Here is a 17,034-nt window from a genome sequence, read left to right on the forward strand (position 1 = left end):
GTGCCGGATGTGTGAAGCTTGCGTGACAGGTCTTAGCGGTCCGTGTTTTTGTGCATCGGGTTGCGCAGCAGCATGGTGAAGGCGAATCCTACCGTGTCTTCATGCAGGCGCAGGCCACGGCTGTAAAACGCCGACCATGTCAGGTGAGGAGCCAGCGGTACGTCCAGAGAGAGGTTGATGCCGTTGTCTTCGGCAAGTCCGTTGGAGTTTTGCGTGGCGTCTGGACGGCCGGAGCGCGGATCGACCTGGTAGACGGTTTGTGTGCCCAGTGGGAGCTGCTCGTAGCCTTCCAGGTAGAGCGTGGAGGCTCGCGGAAGTTCCAGGCTGACGCCTACACCAAAGTTCGCGAGTTCACCGCGCGAGGTCTGCGAACGTTGCACGCGACGGTTTTGCAGACGGCTGGTGGAACCGATGCCAAGGTCAACATAGGGCGCAAGGAAGCTGGCGGATTGCAGGTGGTTGGTGACGTTGTATGTCACCTTGCCCGCGCCAATGCCGTCTTCCACGGAGCCGGTGGGCGCAGCGAGCGATCCGGTCAGAACATCGTTGAAGTCGCCCAGCTTGCCCATGCTGAAGCTCTTGGAGCTCAGATGGAGCGCCATGGTGGTGTCGCCGGGCAGGCCGTGGCGGATGGTGGTGTCCGTATAGGGTGGGCCGGTGGTCGGCTGCACTACGCGTTGCGAACGCATGTACAGGAAGAGCGGCGTTGCCACGTCGGCGCTGACATAACGATTGAATCGCCATGCAAGGCTTGGGGTCAGGATGTTCGCCCAGCCGGTGATGGAATCGTATTGTGAGCTGGAGATGACGCTGGCGTTGAAACCGGTAGTACGCGGCACAATGCCCGCAGGGCCAAGGCTGTTGGCGACGGCCAGCGCCAGATCCTGATCGGACATGTTCTTGGTGCTTTGGATTGCGGCGGTGGTTTGTGGCGTCGCGGTCTGGGCAGGGCAGGTTGTTGCGGCCATCGCGGCCCACAAACCCCATCCCAAAAAGAAACGCCCTGACCGCATAGACATAGAGCCTATTCGGGCAGGGTGCTTCGTGGCAATCGACGGTTGTACTTACGAACGCTGAGTCATCGGAACGTAAGGCGCGGGATAGGCCGGGCCAGTGTATTCGGCGCGCGGACGGATCAGGCGGTTGTTGTCATGCTGCTCAATCACATGCGCTGCCCAGCCGGAGATGCGGCTTACCGCGAAGATCGGCGTGAACAGATCCATATCAATGCCGAGCGTGGTGTACGTGGAGGCGGAGTAGAAGTCGACGTTGGCGTTCAGCTTCTTTTCACCGCGTACGTAGCCTTCAATCTGTTCGCTCATCTCGTACCACTTGGCGTTGCCAGCGGCGGTGCCAAGGTCCTTCGACATGCGGCGCAGATGCGTGGCGCGCGGGTCTTCCGTCTTGTAGACGCGATGGCCAAAACCGGAAACCTTCACCTTGTTGTTCAGCAGATTCTTCACGTACTCCACGGGGTCTGCGCCAGCGGCGTCGATCTCGTAAAGCAGCTTCATCACAGCTTCATTCGCGCCGCCGTGCAGCGGCCCCTTCAGCGCGCCAATGGCGCCGGTGATGGCAGAGTGCACATCGCTGAGCGTGGCGGCGATGACGCGTGCGGCAAAGGTGGAGGCGTTCAGTTCGTGATCGGCGTGCAGAATCAACGCGCAATCAAATGCCTTCTCAGCCTCTGCAATGGGCTTTACGCCGGTCAGCATGTAGAGGAAGTTGCCCGCGTGGCTGAGCGTGGTGTCAGCCTCAACGATGGCCTTGCCCTTACGGATGCGATCGAAGTACGCCACGATCATGGCGATTTGCGAGGTAAGGCGGAAGCTCTTGCGAACGTTGGCTTCGTGGCTGCTGTCCGTGTCGTCCGGGTCGCCAATGCTAAGCAGGCTGACGGTGGTGCGCAACACTTCCATCACGTTGGCTTCGTTGGGCAGCGTCTTCAGGAAATCGACGACGTTTGTAGGAAGCGTGCGGGTGGCCGCGAGTTTCTGCTTGAAGTCTTCCAGTTCCGCGTCGGTGGGCAGTTTGCCAAACCAGAGCAGGTAAGTGGTTTCTTCAAAAGTGGATTTCGCGGCGAGCTCGTGAATATCAATGCCGCGATAGGAAAGGACGCCCGCCTCACCATCAATCCAGCAGATACCGGAGGTCGTAGCAACAATCCCTTCAAGCCCGCGTGGGGCAACTGCCTGCGACATGGATGAGGACTCCTGAGTAGGTGGACAAAACAGCCTTATAAACCGCCGTTATATCGAAAGGTCTGTGCGGTTGTCATCACGTCTGCGCGAATATCGCGCTACTCGCCGTCGCGGGAGTCCTGACTTCAGGCGGCGTACTCCTGGAATCGCTGCGGACGGAAGGCCTGCAGGTCCAGAACAGGCGGCTCATTGAGGATGAGTTCGGCCATGGCCTGCGCCGTTGCGGGGGCAAGCAGAATGCCGTTGCGGAAGTGCCCAGCAGCGACAAAAGAATGCTCGCCGGTGCGGCCAAGCAGGGGCAGATGATCGGGTGTATCGGGGCGCAGACCGGCCCAGCGCTCAACCTCCGGCGCGTCGGCCAGCGCAGGCAGCAGAGCCGCTGCTTCGGCGCGTAAATGCTGGATATCTGTGTCGTGTACGGTGCGATCGAAGCCTGAATCTTCAATTGTGGAACCGATCACGATAGTGCCATCCAACCGCGGAATCAGGTAGATGTCCTGCGTGCGCACCACGATGTTTCCCAGGCCACGCGCAGACATCGCTCCGGGCGCATTCACCCGCAGCATCTGGCCTTTGGCGGGATGTACGGGCGGTGGGCTCCATGCGCCGGTGCAGTCCAGGAAGGTGCCGCAGGAGATCACGCTGTCCTTTACGCGGACGTCGATGCCGCCTTCGCGCTGAAATGCGCCGCGGACGGGAGCGTCTTCCTGAATGGTGATGTCGGACTTGGTGACGGCATCGCGCAACGCGGCAAAAAGCTTGCGCGGGTCGACGCTGGGCTCCGCGTGTCGGCGATAACCCGATCCGGCCAGCGCCGGGAGCGCGGTGCGGTGGTGCCGCCAGCCTTCGGCGTGCTCCAGCACCCATTCCGTCTCATAGGGCACGCGTGTTCCGCCGCGCTCCGCGATGATCTCCAGGTAGTCGCGATAGAGGTTACCGCTGTGTTCCGCCATGGCCACCAGCTCCGGCGGATGCGGATGGGTGGAATCGTTAACCCCAATCATGCCCCCGGCAGCCCAGGAAGCCTGCTGCCCGGCGCGTCCCCGCTCCACCACGGTCACGGACATGCCTGCGGCTCGCAGCTCCAGGGCGCATGAGAGGCCAATCAGTCCGGCACCAGCAATGACAACATCGGGGGATCGCATGCGTCTATTCTAAGTTCGCACCATGCGTGATTCGAAATCTGCGGCGTCAGATAACGATCCGCAGAGTATCCGTGGAGGAACCGTGGACGATCAGATTTCCCATACCGAAGGACAGCGCTCCTATGCAGCGCTGCTTCCCGTTGCTGTTGCACTTTCCATTCTTTTGGCCATCGGCGCGCTCATATGGGCCTTCATGCTGCAGAACCGTCTGCAGAAGACAGAAGAAAAACTAGCCATGACGGACGAACGCGCCAGCACGCTGCAACAGCGCATTTATGCCTCCGATGCAAGGTCTCGTGCGGCTTCGGAGACGTTCGCGCAGAGGCTCGGCACCACGCAGGCACAGCTTGATGCGAAGGCTGCGGCCATCATGAAGCAGCAGAACGTTGACAATGCGAGGCGCGAAGAAGCGGAAGCGAAGTTGAATGAAAATGTGTCTGCCGTGAAGACCGACCTGGGGTCCACGAAGACGGATCTTGGCACAACGAAGACAGATGTTGCTGCGACCAAGGCTGATCTTGCAGATACGAAGTCACAACTGCAGCGCACCATGGGTGACGCGGGCGTGATGAGCGGCCTGATTGCGAAGAACCACGATGAGCTGGAAGAGCTGAAGCACAAGGGCGATCGCACCTACTACGAGTTCACGCTGCAGAAGGGCGCACAGCCCACGCTTCTGTCGTCTGTGAAGTTGCAGTTGAAGAAGGTGGATCAGAAGAAGGGCAAGTTCACGCTGAACGTAAGCTCTGACGATCGCAACATTGAGAAGAAAGACAAGACCGTCTACGAACCAGTGCAGTTCTATAGCGGCAAAAATCCTGCGTTGTTTGAGATCGTGGTGAACAACGTGGCGAAGAACCAGGTGACAGGATATTTATCTGTCCCGAAGGGGCAATAGCTGTAACAAAACGATTCGCGGCGGTGTCTACAGTCCCAGCATTCTCTCTCGCAGATGGGACTGCTTATGTTCGAGATGTCGATCGTCGAATCGTCGGGCGCGCTGAAGTCAAAGTCCAGCCGCTTTGTGTGGATCACGGCCACGTTCAACGCAATGGTTGTCGGTGCCATGATCCTGGTTCCACTGCTGTATCCGGAGGCGTTGCCACGGACATCGCTGATGTCTGCAGTGACAGCGCCTCCGCCTCCTCCCCACGCTGCGCCTGTTCAGCAAGCCGCGCCGCAGCGTCAGATGAGGCAAGTGGCAGCGATGAACATATTCACCGCTCCAAGAACTATCCCGCACACGATTGATCGCACCCATGATGCCGCGCCTCCGTTGATCGGCAGTGGAAACATGTCCATTGCAGGTGTCATGGATGGTGGTGGTTCTGGCCCCATCGGCGTACTCGGTGTGGCTCCGGGTCCACCTGTTGTGACTGTGGTGAAGCCGAAGGTGACTGCGCCTGTGCTCATCTCCAGCGGAGTGATTGCTGGCAACAGGCTTTCGGGAAATCAACCTGTCTATCCAGCGATTGCAAAGGCTGCACACCTGTCGGGTGCGGTGGTATTGCGTGCCATCATCTCGAAGACTGGAGAGATGGAGCGGCTCACAGTCATCTCAGGGCCAGAGATGCTTCGCAGTAGCGCGGTAGCTGCTGTGCAGACGTGGCGCTATCGGCCTTACCTGCTGAATGGCGAACCAACCGACGTGGAGACAACCATCACCGTGAACTTCTCGCTCGGCGGATAACGAGGTCCATCAGGACTTCGTAGATGTTGCGAAGAGATGGAAAACAATCTCTTCGCAACATACCGCTGTGGGCTATTTACTTTGGCAGTTTCACCTTTACGGTTTCCTGGTGATAGAAGCTGATGCTTACGTCGGAAGCTTTGCGCTTGTTCCACACATCCTGCGGTACGTTGTACGCAAAGATGACATAACCGTGGCCGGTAGCGCCGGGAGCGATGGTGCTTTCACGCAGCAATGGCGCGGGTGCAACGGCATCCAGCTTTGGCTGCATGTCCGGGAACATGGCGGCGAGGCGGGGCAGGTCTGGCTTCTCCAACGCATTGGCGGTCATGATTGTGCCATCTTCCATAGTCAGCGTGCCGTCGATGGTTTTCAGGAAGAGCGGTACTTCGGTGTTGTCCTTCAGCGCAATGTCGGCGATGACATAGGTAACCACGTCGGTCTGATTCTCACCAACGAGCATGCCGCCACCGCGCGCATACTTCGCCGTGTACTCAAACGTCTGCAAAGGCCCTGCGGTGGCTGTGACCTCAGGGTGCAGATACACCTTTGCAAACCATGCGCCTGCTGCTGCCAGGATTGCCAGCGCAATCAGAATGGGTACCAGCATGCCCCGCTGTTGCTTATCGCCGCCGTCCAGCTTCATCTCTGCCATGTGTTCTATGCTCTCACCTGCGTTGGACGTGGACGAAGCGCTTTGAGAAACGCATCGGCCTCGAGTGTGTTCAAAACGTCGTCCTTCGTAAGCCATGCACGACGAAGTTGTGTGATGCCGAAGCGCATCTTGTCCATGTCTTCCAGTGAATGCGCATCGGTGTTCACGCTTATTTTGCAGCCCAGCGATTTCGCTTTACGAAGATTCAGATCGCTGAGGTCGGCACGTGCAGGAGCTGCATTGTGTTCCACCGCAACGCTTAGTTCTGCACATCGACGCAGTACCTTGTCCATGTCGAATGGATACGGATCACGCTTCAACACTTTGCGTCCGGTGGGATGACCCAGGATGTGCAGATAGGGATTCTCAACAGCACGCAGCAGGCGTTCTGTTTGTTCGTCCGCAGGCAGATTGAACGCGGAGTGAATACTCCCAATGACCACATCCATCTGTGCGAGCGTTTCGTCTTCCAGGTCGAGCGAGCCATCCTGCAGGATGTCCACCTCAATGCCGGCGAAGACGCGGATGCGGCCTTCCATCTCTGCATCCACAGCATGGATAGCGCGGATGTGATCGCGTGCACGCGCATCGTCCAGACCATTCGTCATGGCAAGGTTCTTCGAGTGATCGGTGATGGCGATGTACTTCAACCCGCGCAGCAGTGCGCCTTCTGCCATCTCGCGAATGGTGAAGGTGCCATCAGTGGCAACCGTGTGCATGTGGACGTCGCCACGAATGTCATCCAGCGTGATGAGCTGCGGCAAGCTGTTCGCTTCCGCCATCTCCAGTTCGCCGCAGTTTTCGCGCAGCTCTGGTGGAATCCATTGCATGCCCATCGCTGCGTAGATTTCTTCCTCAGTTGCCGCTGCAACGATGGCGCTCTCACCCTCTTGAGGATTCATGCGTGCCAACGCATATTCGCTCAGCGTATAGCCACGCTTCAACGCTTTCTGGCGCAACAGCACGTTGTGCATCTTGGAGCCGGTGAAGTATTGCAACGCCGCGCCATAGCTAGCGCGCGGCAGCAACCGCACATCCACCTGCAGTTGATTGCGTAGCGTGAAGCTGACCTTGTTCTGACCGCGTGCAAGCAGCGTATCGATCAATGGCAACGATGCAACATGCTCTACAGCTGCACTGACAACGTCCGGTTCACATGCAGGACCGGTGACAAGAAGATCGAGGTCGCCAACAGATTCCTTGCCGCGTCGTAACGAGCCCGCTGGCGTGATGGTTTCAATGCCGGGAAATTCGCGGATCAGTTTGCTGATGGTCTCAGCGATCTCTGCTGCATTGTCGATCCGATAACGGCCGCTATTTTTCTTGGCGTCTTCAATGCCCTTAAGCAGCTTGTCCACCTGCTTCTGTCCGAAGCGCGGAAGCTTTGCCAGCTGGCCTGCCTTTGCGGCTGTTTCAAGCTCATCGATGTTGGAGATTTCAAGTGCGCTCCACATCAGCGCAACGGTCTTTGGCCCCATGCCGGGCAGGCGAAGCAGTTCCAGCATGGAGGGCTTGTACTTCTTCAGCAGCTCGTCGCGCATGGGCATGGAGCCGGTGCGAACCAGGTCCACAATGTTCGCGGCCATGCCTTTGCCAATACCGCCGATGGCAAGCAACTGTTTGGGGTCGTCAACAAGTGTGACAAGCGGGGTGGTTTGCTGTTCCACAGCTTCCGCAGCGCGGCGATAGCTGCGCACGCGAAAAGGATCAGCTGCGTCAATCTCCAGCAGCGCCGCGGTTTCTTCCAGCAGGCGTGCCATGGTGATGTTGTCCATACGGACATGAGACTACATCGACGCAAGCTAAGTTGTGAGGCCTCGTTACGCGGAGAGGAGTTTGGGCGGGTTGAGGCCCGCCCTTTTCGATTCGCCGTGAACGAAGCGTTAGGCTGCCGTCAGAATGACTGCGTCGGCCTGCGGTCCTTTGGAGCCTTGAATCACGTCGAACTCCACCGGGTCGCCTTCCTTCAGGCTCTTATAGCCATCCAACTGGATCGCGCTGTAGTGCACGAAAACATCCGCGCCACCGTCATCGCGTCCCAGAAAGCCATAGCCCTTTGCATTGTTGAACCACTTTACTGTGCCCTTGTACTGTGCCACTCGTGCTCACCACTTGCGCAACCATCACGGCCTACGTGCTCGCTGGATTATCCTTCGCGAGGATGGTGCTTGATAGACGCGCTGAAGAAGATTTCGGAGCACGGTGAGGTAATTTTTTCCGAAAAATTACAGTCTCCGATGGCATGTCATTTCATGACATCGAAGACTGCGTTTACTTGCCGGAAAGATCGCGCAAACGCTGCGCATAGCTCAGTGCGCCAATGATGGTTTTGCCATCGTGAATCTCGCCTGCGGCGCACATGCGTACTAGCTCGGACAACGGCAGAAGGCGAACCTCAATCTTTTCATCGTCCTCAGGCTGCGCCGTTCCAGCGACGATGCCGGTGGCCAGATAGATTTCCATCCACTCCGCAACAAAACCGGGGCTGGCGTAATAGCGGACCAGCTTTGTCCACTTCTTTGCGCGGTAGCCGGTCTCCTCAATCAGTTCGCGCTTGGCGGCTGCCAGGGTCTTTTCGCCGGGTTCCACACGTCCGGCAGGAAGTTCCAGCAGGTACTGGTCAGCGGCGTGGCGGAACTGGCGTTCAATCACAACGAGGGGATCAGCGGGGTTGGTGCTTTCATCAACCGCTAACACAACGACCGAACCGGAGTGTCGAACGACATCGCGAATGGCTTCCACGCCGTTCGGTTCGCGCACTTTTTCTGTGAATACGCTGAAGACTTTGCCCTGATACGCCTTTTTTGAGGACAGGATTTGTGCCTTGCCCTTGGGCACTCGGGGTGCCTTGACGGGCAGCTTCGGCATCTCTGCAGAGGCCACGACACCCTTCTTCGCTTTTGGGCTGGAAAGCTTGGTGAGTTTTTTCTTTGCGGGGGCGGTGGGTGCGATACGCTTGGCCATAGCAATCAACGTATCAAAACCTGCATCCAACACGTGGTACGTGCCATCCTATAGCGGACCCCGTTCAATCGCGGAAGCAGTGACCTGTTTATGAGTCTTGAGTGTTACCCGATCACCGTTCTTCCGCACCTGTCGCGGCTCTTCGTGGATTACACGGAGCTGCGTACGGCTGCGCCGGATGCCCCGGTGCGCCGTTTTTATGCGGCCAGCCCATTTGATGACCGTTGGATGCAGGGGCGGTCTGGACGTCTGCAACCGGAACGCAATGTTCTGGTGGATGCGCTGACGGAACAGGCCAAGGGGTTTGGTTGTAGTGACACAACGTTTGAAAATCTCGAAAAACTTCGTAACGGCGCAAGGGTGGTTGTCACCGGCCAGCAGGTAGGTCTGCTTGGCGGCCCGCTGCTCACGTTGATGAAGGCCGCCACGGCGATTCGCAAGGCTCAGGTTGCCAGCGAGCGTGGTGTGCCGCATGTGCCCATCTTCTGGATGGCCACCGAAGATCATGATCTGGACGAAGTGAACCAAGTTTCGCTGCTGGCAAGGCACAGTGTAGAGACATTGCATTCCACCTTCCCACAGCATCGCCAGCAGCCGGTGGGTGACCTGGTGCTGGGGCCTCAGATTGAGGCTGTGCTGGAGAAGGCGGAAGAACTGCTCGCCTATGCTCCCATCACAGAACTTTTGCGCAGCAGCTATACGCCGCAGGACACGTTGGCTTCCGCGTTCGCCAAATTCATCGCAGGCGTCTTTGCAGAGTTTGGTCTGATCGTTATTGACGCCAGTACCCGCGCGTTCCATCAGATGGGTGCGCCAGTAATGCGTGCGGCGATTGAAGATGCGGATGCACTTCACGCTGCCGTGGTGCAGCGCAATCACGATCTGGCGGCTGCGGGTTATGGCGCGCAGGTGCTGGTGCATGACGACAGCACGCTGTTATTCGTTGTTGGTGAAGATGGCAACCGCGTTGCCCTGAAGCGCGCTGCGGGAAGCAATGAGTGGAAGGCCGGATCGCGTGTTTATACCGCGGAAGAACTGCTGGCCATCCTGGATGCCGAGCCGGAACGTATCAGCCCAAATGCTTTGCTGCGACCAGTGTTTCAGGATGCGATTCTGCCTACGTCGGCTTACATCGGTGGCCCTGCGGAGATTGCCTATTTCGCGCAGTTGCAGCCTCTTTACAGCGCGATTCTTGGCGTACCGACACCGATCCTGCCGCGTCTTTCCGGAACACTCGTCACCGCGCCCATTCGAACCGTGATGGATCAGCATGAGGTTGCGTTCCGTGATGCGTTGACCACGGCCGATGCGCTCTCGCAACGGTTGGCGGCACGGGCGATGCCCATTGAAGGCAAACGCAAGATCGCCGGTGCGGGCAATGCTCTGGATGCCGAGTTGAAGGAAGTGGAGCAGTGGATGAGCGCCATGGACAGCAACTTGGGCCATAGTGCTTCCATTGCAGCGAACAAGATGCGTTACCAGATGAACCGTTTGCGGCGACTGGCTGCGAACTGGCAACTGGAGCGCGAGACCTTCCTGCGCAAACATGCTGAGGCGATGACGCTGAACCTTCATCCGAACGGGCATGTGCAGGAGCGTCTGCTGGCGGGCGTGCAGTTCCTTGCTGTGAGCTCGGTGGACTTGGCTCGGATGCTCGTGGAAAACGCTGAGCAGGATTGTCCCGGCCACCGCGTCTTCGACATCTAAGCCGCCGCCCACGCAGAGGGCGTAGAATCCTCTGCGTATGGCGAAGAAGCAGACGAAGGAAATCGGATTTGAAGTGATGTGTCCGGACTGTGGCGCGATGCTGCGCATTGATCCCGTGACGCAGACCATCATTGCTCACACCCCCGCCCCGCGAAAGCGCACGTTTGAAGATCTGGGCTCGGCCGCAAAGGCTGCGCGCGAGAATGATGCGCGTCGCGACAACATCTTTGCGCAGTCCGTGGAAGCGCAGAAGAATCGCGACAGCATCCTGAATGCAAAGTTTGAAGAGGCTTTCCGCAAGGCGAAAGAGACGCCGGATACGGGCAAGCCCTTCCGTGAGTTTGATCTGGATTAGTTCAGCAAAATAGGGAACAGGTTGCGATGGTTAGGAAAGTAAACTTCTTGCTTCGCGGCCTGTTGCCGCTGGCGCTGCTTGTATCCGCTTCACTGCATGCGGCCACGCTTCGCGTGAACGATTTCGGTGCAAAGGGCGACGGCGCTGGGGATGATACAAAGGCCATTCAACGCGCGCTGGATAAGGCCGCAGGGCATAACGATACGGTGACGTTTGCTCCGGGCACGTATCGCATAGGCTCCATCTTTGTGAAGAACAACACGCACCTTGATATCCCTAAGGGCGTTACGCTAATCGGCATTCAATCGCTGAGTGCGTATCCACAGATGCCAACGCGTGTCGCGGGCATTGAAATGACATGGCCTGCCGCGCTGGTGAATGTCTACAAGCAGCAACACGTGCAGATCAGTGGCGAAGGCACCATCGATGGCGACGGCAGCTACTGGTGGAAAAGCTACTGGGACCTGCGTGCCACGTATGAGCCAAAGGGATTGCGCTGGGCCAGCGATTACGATGCGAAACGGCCACGCCTGATCCAGGTGTTTGACTCGTCAGACGTGAAGCTGGGTGGCGGTTTGCAACTGCATCGCTCAGGCTTCTGGACGGTGCACATCTGCTACTCGCATGATGTCACGGTGGATGGTGTGGCCATCCGCAACAACATCGGCGGCAAAGGACCTTCGACGGATGGCATTGATATCGATAGCTCGCATGACATCCTGGTGCAACACGCCGACATTGATGTGAATGATGATGCACTGTGCCTGAAGGCTGGCCGCGACAGCGATGGTCTGCGTGTGAACCGGCCCACGTATAACGTGGTGATTCGCGATTCAGTGATTCGCTCTGGTGCTGCCGCGGTGACGTTCGGTAGCGAGACATCCGGCGGCTTCCGCAACGTGGAAGCCTACAACCTGACCGCAGAGAAGAACGTAAGCAATGGCGTACTGATTAAGAGCGCACGCGTGCGTGGCGGCTTCGGTGAAAACCTGCGTGTGCATGACCTTCATCTCGATGGTGTGAAGACGCCGATAAAGGTGACGCTGAACTGGAATCCCGCATACAGCTACGCCACATTGCCGAAGGACGCCGACCCAAAGGCCGTACCGCCGTACTGGATTCCGTTAACAACGCCTGTGCCGCCGGAGAAGGGTCTGCCGCACTTTCACGATGTCCACATCTGGAACATCGACGCGAAGAACGCGACCACTGCGATCGACATGTCCGCCTATCCAAACACAACGCTGGATAACTTCGTGATCGATCATGTGACAATTGCCGCGAAGTCTGCAGGAAGCATTACGAACACACGCAATATAAAACTGAACGACATTCAGTTGAAGATTGAGGATGGTAGTGTGCTGAAATTCGCGGACAACGCAGAGCTTCAAGGGCAGGACAAGGTGCAATACGGCATCACGCTGAAGCAATAGATCGCTACAGCGTGATGCGGACGAGACCTTGTTTTGCAGGACGATCAAGGCCAAGCTGCTGGCGCGCCGCAGGCGTCATACGTTCAGCGGACCAAGCAGGTTCCCACACAACTTCGACCGTAGAGCGACTGACTTCACGCATGCCGGCAAGGCGGTTGTGGATCTGGCCTAGCATCAAGGCTTCGCGTTCATCATTCGGAGCACGCATCGTTAAGTCGATGTGGACGAAGTAGCGCGGCTCATAGCCGGGAGCCTCTTCGTCGCGCGTGATCTGGATCCCGTAAACGAGGCCGAGATCGACGATGTTCACCTGCAACTCGGTGTCAAAACAGACACGGAGTGCCTCGCGAACATCGTCTTCGGTAAGCATGGGATTAGTGTGTGCGCTCAACCAGAGCGCGGGCCACGGCCTTCAGACGTTCAGCATGTGCACCAAAGCGATCAAGCTCTGCAAGCGCATCGCGCAGCAGTTCTGCAGCGGTGGCGCGGCTGCTCTCAATGCCGAACACAGCGGGCCAGGTGGCCTTGTCGGTTGCTGTGTCCTTGCCTGCGGTCTTGCCCAGCTCTTCGCTGCTCTGGGTCATGTCAAGTACGTCATCAACAATCTGAAATGCAAGTCCGGCCTTCTGTCCGAAACGACGAAGACTGGCGACTTCGTCCGCAGAAGCGCCGCCGATCAGTCCACCGGCAACGATGGAGACGGTGATGAGCGCACCGGTCTTGGACCGATGAATGGCTTCCACACGCTCGGCGGTGGGCTTGGTGCCTTCGCCTTCAATGTCCCACACTTGGCCGCCGATCATGCCGGGAGCCAGACCGTCGTAGCCCACGCCGGTGCCTGTGGCGATGGCGATTTCCTTCACGATTTCAATCTTCGCGAGCGCATCACCGGGAAGCTTGGCGAGTGTCTCGTAAGCCAGCGTCTGCAGCGCGTCGCCTGCGAGGATAGCCATGGCCTCGCCATAGACCACGTGGCAGGTGGGCTTTCCGCGACGCAGATCATCGTTATCCAGCGCGGGCAGATCATCGTGGATGAGCGAATAAGTGTGCAGCATTTCAACGGCTGCACCAACGTCGGCCGCGCCATCCGGCAGCGTGCCTTTGATCATGCGCGCGGATTCCAGCGCCAGCAACGGGCGCAGGCGCTTGCCGCCCGCGAAAACGCTGTGGCGCATGGCGCGATGGATGTTGTGCGGCTGCACATCCGGGCCGGGCAGCAGGCGTTCTAACGCTGCGTCGGTCTGGGCCAGGCCTTCCTGAACGAGTTGCGAAAAATCTACAGACATGTGTGGGTGAGCGATCTCTTTGATTCTACCGGAGAAGGCTGCTGTGCGAAGATTCTTCGCGCTTTGCCGCGATGATAAGGAAACCTAACCCAAGCAAAGACAGCGCGCCGCCCGCCCACTGATCCCACGGCTTGCGATAGCGCGCTTCAACACGATGCTTCCCGACGCTGTTCAGAGGCACAGCCAGAAGTCCGTCCGGACGCTGAGGCAAAGCGCTTTGCTCCACACCATCCAGCACCACATGCCACCCGTAAAAAGGGCGCAGGCGAACGATCAACACATCGTCGGCGTGGGTGGCATGTGCAGTGAAGATCAGGTCGTCCGAATGCGGAATCTGCTCGGCAGGCAGCGGTGTTCCTTTCGGAAACGAACCGTTACCGCTGGCAGGTTGATTACGCACATCCTGTGCGATCCATGCCGCGGGAAGTTTGATCTTTAACACATCGTTGTCGTCATGCGTGGGAGTGTATTCGTCCGTCTGCTCGAAGCCGTCGCCACGATGAAAGAACGTCCATTGCGGCGCAAGACCTTCTTCGTCATCGCAACCCTGACGGAAGATGGGATTGGCAAGTCCGTACGCAGCGACGAGCGTCAGCACCAACCCCGCCACGATCCACGTCGTATTGGTCTTCTGTGTAACTGCGTGGGATGCGGTGATGCGTTTCACCATCAACATCACCACCGTCACAGAAACCGCACCCTGCATAGCAAGAAAACGCCATGGAAATTGCAAAAAGTTCAGTTGCGGTGCGTGATGCCACACCGGACCAGAGACCGGCGTTTGCAACACAAGAACGATGACGCTGTAGATCATCAACAGAGGCACAACGATGCGCCACGCATTGTGTTGTTGCAGGGACGCATCGCGGTCATGCATGCCAGCGAATGCCCGCACCTGTTTGCGCTGCAACAGCAAAGCCACGCCACCACACACTAGCGCCGCGGCCACCAGCACCAACGCAATGGTGGACGAATGGAGCAGCACACCATTGTGAAACTCGTCCTTCGAGTATGCGAAAAGATAGTTCGCCTCGGGGCTTGCAGCGGGAGTCAACGCCGCATTCAGCGTGATGAATTTGCGTTCAACTGCAAAAGGGAAGAGGTAAAACGCATCCAGCAGAACGCCCAACAGAAATCCCGCGGTCACGCGGCCGAAGTAGGGCCATGCCGCATTGCGGTCTTTGCGCAGAAGGTAAAGCCAGCGCATGCCGCCGATGAGCAGCATCGTGTAACAGCCCACAACCGCAGCGGGCGCATTGCTGATCCACAGCAGTGCGATGGCCACAGCAATGCGCCATGCCGTTACACGCTCGCGAAGCAGCCCGATCAGCAGCAGCGGCATCCACGCGGCAGCCATCAATTCTGCATAAGCAGTGCGCTCGTAAGCGCAGAACAGCATGTACGGGTTCACCAGATAAAGGCAGCCGCCTAGGACGGCGAGGCCTGGCGACACCCATCGCCGCAGCAGGCGATGCATGCTCACGCCACAGAGGAACAAGATGAGCGCGGTAAAGCTGAAGACGATGCCGCTCCACGGCAGCAGTAATGTCAGCAACGCGCCGGTCATCCATGACAGTGGTGGATAAAAGAGCAGGCGTGGTTCGCCGGCGTCCCATGCGGCGTGGAAGGCCCATACGGGCTTCACAATGCCGCCCTTCCACTGCGTGCTGGCTTCCATCCAACTGCGCAGGTGAAAGTCGAAGTCGTGGCCGCAGGAGTAGCCGCGTGTCAGCAAAGGAAGGGAAGCCAGTACGGCGGCAATCGCCAGCACAATCCACGCAAGCACGTCCGCTCGCGTGACGAAGTGCTGGGGCCCTTTCGTCTGCGTTTTCGCTCTATCCAACATGGTGATCTTTACGAGTCTAGCTTCGTAGAAAGAGTTTGTTCCGGCCAATCGGGATTTTCGTGTGGCTTCCAGATTCCGTGTTCATGGAACAACCCGGATATCTCTACCTGACCCCATTCATAAAGTGGCGTTGCGGATGGCACACTAGAAGGGTGAATCTTCATGTCCTGCAATCGCTCCTGCTGGGGCTGCTGATTGCGATTGCACTGATCGCAGGAGTGGCACGGCGGCTTTCTGTCTCTTATCCCATCGTGCTGGTGATGGCGGGACTGCTTGCGTCGTTCCTGCCGGTCGTTCCGGATATCCCGTTGTCGCCCAGCCTGGTGTTTCTGGTCTTCCTGCCGCCACTGCTGTTTGCGGCCGCATGGCAAACATCGTGGACAGAGTTCAAATACAACATCATCTCCATCAGCTCGCTGGCCATTGGGCTGGTCTTCTTCACCGCTACCGGCGTAGCAATTGCAGCGCATTATTTTCTGCCAGAGTTTGACTGGCGAATCGGATTCCTGCTGGGCGCAGTCGTCTCGCCCACGGACGCGGTCGCGGCAACATCGATTGCCCGCAAGATCGGCATGCCCAAACGCATTGTGGACATTCTGGAAGGCGAAAGCCTGCTGAACGACGCCACGGGCCTCCTCGCGCTGGAGTTCGGCGTGGACATGCTCCTGCGCGGTTCGGCACCCACGCTTTCAGAAGGGCTGCTCCGTCTGCTCTGGCTGTTTGCAGGCGGTGTGGGCGCGGGTTTGCTCTGCGGCAAGGTCGTTGTGTGGTTTGAGAGCTACATCGATGACGGCCCGGTTGAGATCGCCGTGTCCTTCATCGTGGCCTATGGTTCGTATCTGACGGGTGAAGCCGTGCATGCTTCTGGCGTAATTGCCGTGGTGGTGTGCGGCCTGTTCATGAGCCGCAAGAGCGCCACATTCTTTTCGCCGGGTGTGCGTCTGCAGATCACAGCGGTCTGGGATGCTGCAGAGTTCCTGCTGAATGGCATGGTCTTCCTGCTGCTGGGCATGCAGATTCAGCCCGTGCTGAACGGTATTCGCGGCCTCACTCACGTTCAGGCTGTTCTCTACGGTTTGAGCTTTGCGGCTGTCCTGATTGCGTTGCGATTGCTATGGTGCTTCCCCATGGCTGGCATCACATATGGGCTGCGCCACCGCTTTCAACATCAGCCTGATCCAAAACCTTCAGCACGAAGCATCTTTGTGATTGGTTGGACAGGCATGCGCGGTGTTGTGGCTCTGGCCGCTGCAAACTCGTTGCCGTATCAACTGGCGGATGGGCGTCCCTTTCACCAGCGCAACATGATCATCTTCCTTACGTTCTGCGTCATCCTTGTGACGTTGGTGCTGCAAGGGCTTTCGCTACCGGCTCTGCTGCGCGTCCTGCGGCTGCAGAATCTTCCCACCAGCGAATGCGATGAAGGAGAGGCACGGCGCATCCTGATCCGCAGCGCGGTGGGCTATCTGACGACGGCACGCGAGAGTGATGATGTTTCGCTGCATCATGCCTACGACGACCTGCTGCATCAGTATGAGCATCGGCTTGAGTCCATTCAGGACTGCGGGCCCGGTGTTCCAGCGCAGGATCTTCACGCACGTTCCATGCAGACGATTCTTGCGGAGACGTATCGCACAGAGCGGCAGGAGCTGATCGCACTCCGCGATCAGGGCCGTGTGGACGAGAGCGTCTATCGCACGCTGGAACGCGAGCTGGATCTGGATGAAAGCCGCTTGCAGAGTTCCACGTAAG

The 17,034-nt window shown here is 58.3% G+C and carries 16 protein-coding genes; 6 read left to right on the plus strand and 10 right to left on the minus strand.

Annotated elements, in window-relative coordinates; all coding sequences use genetic code 11:
* Window positions 1–32: 32 nt before the first annotated feature.
* The 3 genes from BLT38_RS00455 to BLT38_RS00465 form a co-directional block, all read right to left on the minus strand.
* On the minus strand, window positions 33–1,019 hold the full coding sequence (locus BLT38_RS00455) for a hypothetical protein (protein ID WP_172838094.1): 987 nt from the start codon (window positions 1,017–1,019) through the stop codon (window positions 33–35).
* 45 nt (window positions 1,020–1,064) lie between these two features.
* Window positions 1,065–2,201: a citrate synthase gene (locus BLT38_RS00460; RefSeq protein ID WP_083343425.1), complete on the minus strand. Its 1,137-nt coding sequence runs from the start codon at window positions 2,199–2,201 to the stop codon at window positions 1,065–1,067.
* Between the two features lie 125 nt (window positions 2,202–2,326).
* Window positions 2,327–3,346 carry an NAD(P)/FAD-dependent oxidoreductase gene (locus BLT38_RS00465; protein WP_083343426.1) on the minus strand — a complete coding sequence of 340 codons (1,020 nt, stop codon included), beginning with the start codon at window positions 3,344–3,346 and terminating at the stop codon, window positions 2,327–2,329.
* A 22-nt stretch (window positions 3,347–3,368) separates the two neighbouring features.
* Between BLT38_RS00465 and BLT38_RS00470 the strand changes: the two genes are divergently transcribed.
* A complete protein-coding gene (locus BLT38_RS00470) occupies window positions 3,369–4,244 on the plus strand; it encodes a hypothetical protein (RefSeq protein WP_231966650.1) in 876 nt (291 codons plus the stop codon).
* 66 nt (window positions 4,245–4,310) lie between these two features.
* The gene (locus BLT38_RS00475; RefSeq protein ID WP_083343427.1) at window positions 4,311–5,036 is read left to right on the plus strand and encodes an energy transducer TonB; all 726 of its coding nucleotides are present in this window, start codon (window positions 4,311–4,313) and stop codon (window positions 5,034–5,036) included.
* A gap of 76 nt (window positions 5,037–5,112) precedes the next feature.
* Here BLT38_RS00475 and BLT38_RS00480 read toward each other — a convergent pair whose 3' ends face one another.
* From BLT38_RS00480 to BLT38_RS00495, 4 genes are all read right to left on the minus strand, one after another.
* Window positions 5,113–5,691 (minus strand): hypothetical protein, encoded by a 579-nt coding sequence (locus BLT38_RS00480; protein ID WP_083343428.1) that lies wholly within the window; start codon window positions 5,689–5,691, stop codon window positions 5,113–5,115.
* Window positions 5,692–5,696: 5 nt separating this feature from the next.
* Window positions 5,697–7,466, minus strand: a complete 1,770-nt coding sequence (polX, locus tag BLT38_RS00485; RefSeq protein ID WP_083343429.1) for a DNA polymerase/3'-5' exonuclease PolX — start codon at window positions 7,464–7,466, stop codon at window positions 5,697–5,699.
* A gap of 108 nt (window positions 7,467–7,574) precedes the next feature.
* Window positions 7,575–7,790 carry a cold shock domain-containing protein gene (locus BLT38_RS00490; RefSeq protein WP_047497695.1) on the minus strand — a complete coding sequence of 72 codons (216 nt, stop codon included), beginning with the start codon at window positions 7,788–7,790 and terminating at the stop codon, window positions 7,575–7,577.
* Window positions 7,791–7,962: 172 nt separating this feature from the next.
* Entirely contained in the window at window positions 7,963–8,688 is a 726-nt protein-coding gene (locus tag BLT38_RS00495) for an NUDIX hydrolase (RefSeq protein ID WP_419865728.1), read from the minus strand.
* 57 nt (window positions 8,689–8,745) lie between these two features.
* Here BLT38_RS00495 and bshC point away from each other — a divergent pair, with 57 nt between their 5' ends.
* From bshC to BLT38_RS00510, 3 genes are read left to right on the plus strand one after another with little or no spacing between them, the layout of a single operon-like run.
* The gene (gene bshC, locus BLT38_RS00500; protein ID WP_083343430.1) at window positions 8,746–10,362 is read left to right on the plus strand and encodes a bacillithiol biosynthesis cysteine-adding enzyme BshC; all 1,617 of its coding nucleotides are present in this window, start codon (window positions 8,746–8,748) and stop codon (window positions 10,360–10,362) included.
* A 37-nt stretch (window positions 10,363–10,399) separates the two neighbouring features.
* The gene (locus tag BLT38_RS00505) at window positions 10,400–10,717 is read left to right on the plus strand and encodes a hypothetical protein (RefSeq protein ID WP_047497702.1); all 318 of its coding nucleotides are present in this window, start codon (window positions 10,400–10,402) and stop codon (window positions 10,715–10,717) included.
* 47 nt (window positions 10,718–10,764) lie between these two features.
* Window positions 10,765–12,150 carry a glycoside hydrolase family 28 protein gene (locus BLT38_RS00510; RefSeq protein ID WP_231966651.1) on the plus strand — a complete coding sequence of 462 codons (1,386 nt, stop codon included), beginning with the start codon at window positions 10,765–10,767 and terminating at the stop codon, window positions 12,148–12,150.
* A 4-nt stretch (window positions 12,151–12,154) separates the two neighbouring features.
* On the opposite strand, the gene BLT38_RS00515 is transcribed toward BLT38_RS00510, so the two are convergent.
* Genes BLT38_RS00515 through BLT38_RS00525 form a run of 3 tightly spaced genes read right to left on the minus strand, consistent with a single transcriptional unit; the run spans window position 12,155 to window position 15,282 of the window.
* Window positions 12,155–12,520 (minus strand): metal-sulfur cluster assembly factor, encoded by a 366-nt coding sequence (locus BLT38_RS00515; protein ID WP_083343432.1) that lies wholly within the window; start codon window positions 12,518–12,520, stop codon window positions 12,155–12,157.
* A gap of 4 nt (window positions 12,521–12,524) precedes the next feature.
* Window positions 12,525–13,436, minus strand: a complete 912-nt coding sequence (locus BLT38_RS00520) for a polyprenyl synthetase family protein (protein WP_047498047.1) — start codon at window positions 13,434–13,436, stop codon at window positions 12,525–12,527.
* A 25-nt stretch (window positions 13,437–13,461) separates the two neighbouring features.
* Entirely contained in the window at window positions 13,462–15,282 is a 1,821-nt protein-coding gene (locus tag BLT38_RS00525) for a hypothetical protein (RefSeq protein WP_083343433.1), read from the minus strand.
* Window positions 15,283–15,434: 152 nt separating this feature from the next.
* On the opposite strand from BLT38_RS00525, the gene BLT38_RS00530 reads away from it, so the two are divergent.
* Window positions 15,435–17,033: a Na+/H+ antiporter gene (locus BLT38_RS00530; protein WP_231966652.1), complete on the plus strand. Its 1,599-nt coding sequence runs from the start codon at window positions 15,435–15,437 to the stop codon at window positions 17,031–17,033.
* The last annotated feature ends 1 nt before the right edge of the window (window position 17,034 follow it).

Origin of the sequence: Terriglobus roseus, assembly GCF_900102185.1 — a bacterium.
Taxonomy (GTDB): domain Bacteria; phylum Acidobacteriota; class Terriglobia; order Terriglobales; family Acidobacteriaceae; genus Terriglobus; species Terriglobus roseus_A.